The following is a 2,601-nucleotide window of genomic DNA, read 5'->3' on the forward strand; positions in this document are numbered from 1 at the left end:
GTTTAAAACAGGTATTTTTAAATTTCATCAAAAATGGAATCGAAGCTATGCCAAACGGCGGAGAACTACATGTTAAAACAATTATCCACGATAATAATGTTCAAATTTCTATTCAAGATACAGGTGTGGGCATTTCTAAGGAGAAATTAAAGAAACTTGGCGAGCCCTTTTACACAACTAAGAAGAACGGGAACGGCTTAGGATTGATGGTGAGCTTCAAAATTATTGAAAGTCATAATGGGAAGGTCTTTGTAGAAAGCGAACTAAATAAAGGTACCACCTTTAATATCTTATTGCCTGCCAAAACTGCTTAAAAAACGGGAGAACGATTCTCTCGTTTTTTTATTACTCAATTTTTCAAAAAATAGTCACATATATTGTGAAAAAAGAATCTACAATTAAAATAAATAGATTATTATTATTATATAGTTACAAATGTTTTTATAAAGGAGTGAACATGTTGGGAGAGTCTAATTTAGTCAAAACGATCTGCGGATATTGTGGAACGGGATGTGGCCTAGTCCTTGAAGTTCAAGATAACCGAATCATGAAAATCCGTGGTGACAAGGAAGCACCTGTCAACAAAGGACAAACATGTGTAAAAGGTGCATTTGCCTATGAATATGTACATGCCAAGAATAGATTAACATCCCCATTAATTCGTAAAGCTGGTAAGTTGGTTGAAACGACGTGGGATGAAGCCTATCAATACATTGCCACTAAATTATCAAGCATCAAATCATCATGGGGACCAAATGCAATATCTATGTTTGCTTGTGCACGGAGTACAAATGAATCCAATTATATAACACAAAAATTCATGAGAACGGTCATTCATAGTAATAATATTGATGGCTGCAATCGAACCTGACACGCTCCTAGCGTTGCCGGTCTGGCAACTGTTTTTGGAAGCGGTTTCCCAACAAACACTCTGGAAGATTTTGAGCGGGCAGAAGTGCTGCTTTTGATGGGCTCGAATACAACAGAGGCACACCCAATTATCGCTAATCGCATCAAAAAGGCGGCAAAAGCAGGCCTGAAAATAATCGTTATTGATCCAAGAAAGATTGATATGGTGAAAGTTGCTCATCGTCATCTGCAAATAAATGTCGGTTCAGATATTGCACTGATCAATGCTTTCATTCGGATTATCCTCAAAGAAGGGTTATATAACCCTGAGTTTATTAAACAATTTACAGTTGACTTTGAGAAACTTGAAAAACAAGTTGAACCATATACTCCTGAATTTGCAGCACCCATTACTGGTTTGCAAGCAGAAGATATTGTCGCTACAGCTAGGGAGTATGCATCATCAAGCTGTTCAATGATTGCATATACACTTGGTATTACAGAGCATCACTGTGGGGTTAATAATGTATTTGATATTGCCAACCTTGCTTTATTAACTGGAAATATTGGAAAACCAGGAACTGGAATTATGCCATTAAGGGGCCAGAACAATGTCCAAGGTGCTGGGGATATGGGATGCCTGCCCAACCAATTAGCTGGAGCAATGAGTTTAGCAAATGACGAATTCCGTGGGCGTTATGAAAAAGAATGGAAAGTCGAATTAAACCCGCAGGCAGGTGATACACAAACTCGTACATTTGACCGCTTAGAAATGGGTGAACTAAAGGCTCTGTATATTATTGGTGAAAATCCTCTGCTTGCCGATGTTCATATGAACCATACGAAAAAATTGCTTGAGAAATTAGATTTGTTAGTCGTTCAAGACATTTTCATGACCGAAACAGCCAAAATGGCTGATGTTGTTTTACCAGCGCGTTCATGGGGAGAGGTAGATGGCACTTATACCAACACAGATCGAAGAATTCAAAGGGTCCGCAAAGCAATTGAGGCACATCCCAATGTGAAAGAAGATTGGGAAATCCTTTGTGAATTATCGACATTAATGGGTTATCCTATGACCTATAATAATAGTGAAGAAATTTGGGATGAAGTGAGGAAACTTGCTTGGGAGATGTATGGCGGCATATCTTACGAGCGTCTTGAAAAAGAGTATAGCATCCACTACCCATGTCCAGACGAAAATCATCCAGGTACTTTTATCATGCATGAGAGGTTCCATCAGCCAGAAGAACCAACGAAAAAATCACCATTTGTTCCGGTAGATTACACAGCCCCATTAGAGTTACCAGATCATGACTATCCATTTACCTTAACGACAGGCCGTCGCTATGAATCCTATAATACCCATTCTCAGACTCGTCATTATGCCTCTGGTGTAAAGGTGAAACAAACAGAAGAGACTCTAGATATCTCTCCTGCTGATGCAGCAGCTCTAGGAATTATTGATGGAGAAGTGGTCAGGGTTCGTTCACGAAGAGGGGAGCTTGAGGTGAAGGCAAAGGTTACAGAACAGGTGGTACCAGGTTTGGTCTTTATGAGTTTTCACTGGAGTGAAACACCAACGAATGTCTTAACATTAAATGAATACGACCCTATTTCAGGAACAGCCGAATACAAGGCATGCGCAGTTGCAATTGAAAAGGTTTAAAAATTATTTTAGAAGACGCAGTTTAATGACTGCGTTTTTTTATGGCAACGAAGAGGTCGCTATTAATTTTGGCACCCTGTTGA

Annotated in this window: 2 protein-coding genes; both read left to right on the top strand. The window is 39.1% G+C overall.

What is annotated here, in order from left to right:
• Window positions 1-314: ATP-binding protein (locus tag V7659_RS11040; protein WP_335540075.1), on the top strand; the 314-nt coding region annotated here is incomplete at its 5' end.
• Window positions 315-457: 143 nt separating this feature from the next.
• On the top strand, window positions 458-2,518 hold the full coding sequence (gene fdhF / locus V7659_RS11045) for a formate dehydrogenase subunit alpha (RefSeq protein ID WP_420491422.1): 2,061 nt from the start codon (window positions 458-460) through the stop codon (window positions 2,516-2,518).
• Window positions 2,519-2,601: the final 83 nt, after the last annotated feature.

Origin of the sequence: Neobacillus drentensis (assembly GCF_036966985.1) — a bacterium.
Lineage (GTDB): Bacteria > Bacillota > Bacilli > Bacillales > Cytobacillaceae > Neobacillus > Neobacillus drentensis_E.